This is a genomic window from Roseomonas sp. TS2 (assembly GCF_058833935.1).
The window spans coordinates 1-5,086 of record NZ_JCACVY010000251.1; the positions used below are offsets into that span (position 1 = coordinate 1).

Genomic DNA, 5,086 nt, shown 5'->3' on the forward strand with positions numbered 1-5,086 from the left:
GGCGGTCGCTCTCCACCCGCGCAGGCCGCCCCGCCGGGCCCAGCTCCGCCACGCATTCCCGCCGCTCGCCATCCGGCCGCTCCAGCCGCACCAGCGCCCTGCCATGGTTCATCGGCAGCGCCGCCGTTGCCGCGCTCCCGGGCGCCGCCTGCAGGCAGGCCACCAGGGCCGGCGCCATCTGCGGAAGGCGGGCGAAGCCGCCCTCCCCCTCCTGCGCCAGGGCGGGCATGGCGCCCGCGATCGACAGTGCGAATCCGAGGCGGCGGAGGGCGGCGGGCATGGCTCAGTGGATCTCCTTCGATCGCGCCAGCGCCTCCCGCAGCTTCGCCACGGAGAAGTCGCCGGATTTGCACAGGTCGAGGATCACCTTCTCCCGCCGTGCCCCCAGCTCGATGGCGGGCAGGATCTGGCGCACCGCCTCGTGCGGGATGACCACCGCGCCGTGCCGGTCGGCATGCACCACGGCGTCATGCGCGCAGGCCATGCCATGCACCGACACATCCTGGCCATAGGCCACCATGTGGACATAGGCATGGCTCGGGTTCACCACCCCGCCGAGAATCTGGAACTCCGGCGCCAGCGCGTCGATGTCGCGGAAGGAGCCGTTGGTGACGCAGCCCTGCGCGCCCAGCGCCTTGTGCACGGCGGAATGCACCTCGCCCCAGAAGGCGCCGTAGCCCGGCGTGTCGTCCAGGTCCTGCAGCACCACGATGGTCGGCATCGCCGCCTCGGCGACGTATTCGTACCAGCCCGTGCGCACGGCGTGGTCCACCTCCGCCGGACGGCCGGAGGGGGCGGCGGCGCGAATCGTGCCGGTGCGCGCCAGGCCGCAGACCGGCCGCAGCGTCACATCGGCCGCCACCAGCGGCCGCACCGTGTAGCCGTGGCCGCGCCGCTGCGGCGCCACCAGCTCCAGCGCGTTGCAGATGGTGGGGGTGTCCCAGGCCCGCAGCGCCTCGAGATCGGCGGCGGTGAACGGGTATCCGGCCATGTGTTTCCTCCCCTGGCTCTGCGGGAAGCTTCGCCCCGTGCCGGCCCCGGGTCAAACCCGCGGCGGCCGAATTCCGGCCCGTGGCTTGGCGCCCCGGGGCCCGAGAGAGTAGCGTGGCGGGCGCACGCAACCCCGCCTCTCCATCCACCGCCTTTCCACCACCTGGAGCAGCATGGACGCCAGCCGGCCGGCCGCCACGCCACCCTTGTCAGCCGGCTCCGCGCCGCAACCCGCCGCTCCGCAGCCGCAATGGGCCGTGCGTGGCGGCGCGGCCGGGCCCGACCGCCTGTCGATCTGGTTCGGCCGCATCGGCGCGCGCGCCATGGTGATCGCCGCCCTGGTGCTGGCCGTCGTGCTGCTGCTCAGCGGCACCGCCCTGTTCACCAGCCGGCACCAGGCCGCCCTGATCGAGCAGATCGGCGTGCGCGACCGGCAGGCCGATGCGGCGGTGGACGCCCTCTCGCACGACGTGGCCGAGTTCTCCGCCCGCTTCGCCGGCGTGCTGGCCGGCATGCTGCGCCCCCGCGAGGCGGCGCCCCGCGTCGAGGAGGGCAGCGCGGCCGTCCTGCAAAGCTTCGCCCGCGTCGATGCGCTGCTGCGGCAGGAGCTGGACCCCGCCCTGCTGGGCGGCGGCCGCGACATGGCCGCCCGCCTGCCGGCGCTGGTGGCGCGCATCCGCGCCGCCCTGCTCGGCCCGTCCGGCGAGCCGCTCGGCCCGCTGCACGAGGAATGGCTGGACCACATGACGACCTATGGCCGCGTCGCCCAGGCCGCCCGCGCGCTGGTGCAGGAACGCGGGGCGCGCAGCGTGGAGGAGGCGCAGGCGCTGGCGGCGCAGGCCCGGCGCATCGTGCTGGCCGTGGCCATCGCCGGGCTGGCCGTCAGCTTGCTGGTGCTGGTGGTGCTGGTGCGGCTGATCGCCCGCCCCGTCACCCGCATCGCCGCCGCGATGGACGCGCTCTCGCACGGCCAGCTGGAGGCCGAGGTGCCCGAGACCGGCCGTGCCGACCAGCTCGGCGACATGGCCCGCGCCGTGCTGGTGTTCAAGGACAGCCTGCTGGCGACGCGGCGGCTGACCGAGCAGGCGGCGGAGAATGCGCGCCGCACCGCCATCGCCACCACCCAGGCCTCGGACGCCATCGGCCAGGTGAGCGACGGCGCGCTGACCCAGCTCACCGAGCTGCGCCAGGTGGGCGAGGCGCTCTCCCAGACGCGGGAGGCGATCGGCGAGGTGGCGCGCACCACCATCCTCTCCAACGACCGGGCGCAGGACGCGCAGGCGCTGCTCGCCGCCAACCTGGCCAAGGTGCGCAGCCTGATCGGGCTGGTGGACGCGGTGGGCGACGACACCGAGCGGGTGACGCGCATCGCCGCCACCATCGCCAAGATCGCGACGCAGACCAACATCCTGGCGATCAACGCCGCGATCGAGGCGGCGCGCGCCGGCGAGCATGGCCGCGGCCTCGCCGTGGTGGCCGAGGAGGTGCGGGCGCTGGCCGCCAGCACCGAGCAGATGGCGCAGGAGATCGCCGATGTCGTGCGCGTCGCCGGCCGGCGCACGCGCGAGGGCAGCGGCACCGCCGCCGCGGTGGGCGAGGACATGGACACGCTGGAGCGCTTCGTGGCGGAGAGCGCCCGCCTCTCCGGCGTCATCGCCGTGGCGATGGAGCAGCAGCAGGCGACGGTGGTCGAGATCAATGCCCGCGTCGACACGCTGGCGCGCATCGGCCAGTCCAACGCCACGGCGGCGGAGGAGATCACCGTGACCATGATCGACCTGGCGAAGCTCGCCTCGGAGACGCGCAGCGTGGTGGAGAGCATGGCGGGGCGCGGCGCATGAGCGGCGAGGCGGGAGGCGCCGCCGGCGTGGCGCTGCTGGTGGTCGATGACAGCCCGTTCAACCGGCTGATGCTGCAGCGCCGGCTGCAGGCGCTGGGCTACCTCAACGTCACCATGGCCGAGGACGGCACGCAGGGGCTCGCCGCGATCGCCGCGCAGCGCTTCGACGTGGTGCTGCTCGACCTCGAGATGCCCAATCTCGACGGCATCGGCGTGCTGGAGCGGCTGCATGCCGGGCGCGGGACGGCGCCGCCCGTCATCGTCATCTCGGCGTTGACCGAGATGGACAAGATCGTCCGCTGCATCGAGCTCGGCGCCGAGGATTTCCTGCCGAAATCCTTCGACCCGCCGCTGCTGCGCGCCCGCCTCGGCGCGGTGCTGGAGAAGAAGCGGCTGCGCGGCCTCGCCGAGCAGCGCCTGGCCCTGCTGGAGGCGGAGCTGGAGAGCGCCCGCGCCGCCCAGCTCTCCCTGGTGCCGCGCGACTTCGCCGCCATCGCGCCCCCCGGCCTCGACCTCTGGGCGGCGATGGTGCCGGCGCGGCAGGTGGGCGGCGACCTGTACGACGCCTTCCGCCTGCCCTCCGGCGCCCTGCTGGTGACGGTGGGCGACGTGGCCGGCAAGGGCGCGCCGGCCGGCCTGACCATGGCGCGCAGCCTCGGGCTGATCCGCGCCACCGCGCTGCTGCTCTCGGCCGGCGGCGCGCTGCCCGACCCCGCCGCCATCGTCGCCTGCGCCAATGACGACCTGACGCGCGGCAATGAGGACCAGACCTTCGTCACCCTTGTGCTCGCCATCATCGACCCGGCCAGCGGCGCGGGCCGGCTGTGCCTGGCCGGGCACGAGCCGCCCTTCCATCTCTCCGCCGCCGGCGGCGTGGCGCCGCTGCCGGGGCTGACCCGGCAGCCCGCCCTGGGCGTGCTGGAGGGCTTCGCCTACGCCAGCGACGCGCTGGCCCTCGCCCCCGGCGAAGGGCTGCTGCTCTACACCGACGGCGTGACCGAGGCGGAGGATGGCGGGGGCGAATTCTTCGGCCGCGAGCGCCTGCACGGCCTGCTTGCCCCGCACGCCACGGCGCCGGCCCGGCAGGCGGTGGAGGCGGTGCTGCGGGCGGTGGAGGGCTTCGCCGCCGGGGCGCCGCAGGCGGACGACATCACCCTGCTCGGCCTGCGCAAGGCCTGAGGCGGCGCCGGCTTCACAGCCGGAGGAGCGCGGCCTAGCCTGCCCTTCTTTCCACGGAGAATGGCTGGTCATGACGCTGCGCAAGACGGCCCTGGCCCTGGCGGGCCTGTGTTTCGGGATGCTGGCGGCCGGTCCGGCGCCGGCGGCCGACCCGCCCACCGCTTCCCGCACGCTCGCCGGCATCCGCGCCCGCGGCAGCGTCGTCTGCGGCGTGCAGAACGACAATCCGCCCTTCTCCCTGCCCGACAGCCAGGGCCAGTGGCGCGGGATGGATGTCGATTCCTGCCGGGCGCTCGCCGCCGCCACGCTGGGCGATGCCGCGAAGGTCACCATCCGCCCCATCACCGGGCTGACGCGCTTCCCCTCGCTGCAGAGCGGCGAGGTGGACGTGCTGTTCGGCAGCACCACCTGGACGACGACGCGCGAGAGCGCGCTCGGCCTCGTCTTCGCCGGCGCCAACTACTACAGCGGCCAGGGCTTCCTGGTGCATTCCAGGCTCGGCGTGAAGACGCTGAAGGAACTGGACGGCGCCTCGGTCTGCGTGCCGCCCGGCTCGACCACCGAGCTGATCATGCAGGACTGGGCGCGCAAGAACGGCGTCAGCTTCCAGCCCGTGGTGATCGACGACCCGAACCAGATCCAGTCCACCTTCCTCAGCGGCCGCTGCGACGCCTTCACCCGCGACCTGACCGGCCTCTCCGGCTTCCGCTCCCGCCAGGGCAAGCCGGAGGCGTACACGCTGCTGCCCGAGTTCATCTCGATGGAGCCGCTCGGCGCCTTCATCCGCAAGGGCGACGATGGCTGGCTGGACATCGTCCGCTGGACCCAGCTCGCCCTGGTGGCGGCGGAGCAGATGGGCGTCACCGCCGGCAATGCCGCGGATCAGGCGGCCTCGGCCAACCCCGACATCCGCCGCCTGCTGGGGGCGGAGGGCGAGGTCGGCCCCAGCATGGGGCTGGAGAAGGGCTGGGCGCTGGCCGCCATCCGCGCCGTCGGCAACTATGGCGAGATGTGGGAGCGCAACGTGCGGCCGATGGGGCTGGAGCGCGGCAACAACCGCCTGTGGGACCAGGGCGG

General features: G+C 74.2%; 5 protein-coding genes. 3 read left to right on the forward strand and 2 right to left on the reverse strand.

Annotation, left to right across the window (positions count from 1 at the left end; all coding sequences use genetic code 11):
- Together ACZJYS_RS22570 and ACZJYS_RS22575 are read right to left on the reverse strand one after the other, a co-directional pair.
- The coding region (locus ACZJYS_RS22570; protein WP_493180402.1) for a hypothetical protein at positions 1–280 on the reverse strand (280 nt) is incomplete at its 3' end.
- Positions 281–283: 3 nt separating this feature from the next.
- Complete coding sequence (locus tag ACZJYS_RS22575) at positions 284–991, reverse strand: RraA family protein (protein WP_493180403.1); 708 nt, start codon at positions 989–991, stop codon at positions 284–286.
- Between the two features lie 172 nt (positions 992–1,163).
- Here ACZJYS_RS22575 and ACZJYS_RS22580 point away from each other — a divergent pair, with 172 nt between their 5' ends.
- From ACZJYS_RS22580 to ACZJYS_RS22590, 3 genes are all read left to right on the forward strand, one after another.
- Entirely contained in the window at positions 1,164–2,831 is a 1,668-nt protein-coding gene (locus ACZJYS_RS22580) for a methyl-accepting chemotaxis protein (RefSeq protein ID WP_109518287.1), read from the forward strand.
- Positions 2,828–4,009, forward strand: coding sequence for a PP2C family protein-serine/threonine phosphatase (locus ACZJYS_RS22585; RefSeq protein WP_493180404.1), 1,182 nt, complete (start codon positions 2,828–2,830; stop codon positions 4,007–4,009). The genes ACZJYS_RS22580 and ACZJYS_RS22585 overlap by 4 nt, the downstream gene beginning before the upstream one ends.
- 70 nt (positions 4,010–4,079) lie before the next feature.
- The coding region (locus tag ACZJYS_RS22590) for an amino acid ABC transporter substrate-binding protein (RefSeq protein ID WP_493180405.1) at positions 4,080–5,086 on the forward strand (1,007 nt) is incomplete at its 3' end.

Excerpts from the sequence above, each read along its gene's own strand:
- ACZJYS_RS22575 (WP_493180403.1), bottom strand. The coding sequence starts at position 991 with ATGGCCGGATACCCGTTCACCGCCGCCGATCTCGAGGCGCTGCGGGCC.
- ACZJYS_RS22580 (WP_109518287.1), top strand. The coding sequence starts at position 1,164 with ATGGACGCCAGCCGGCCGGCCGCCACGCCACCCTTGTCAGCCGGCTCC.
- ACZJYS_RS22585 (WP_493180404.1), top strand. The coding sequence starts at position 2,828 with ATGAGCGGCGAGGCGGGAGGCGCCGCCGGCGTGGCGCTGCTGGTGGTC.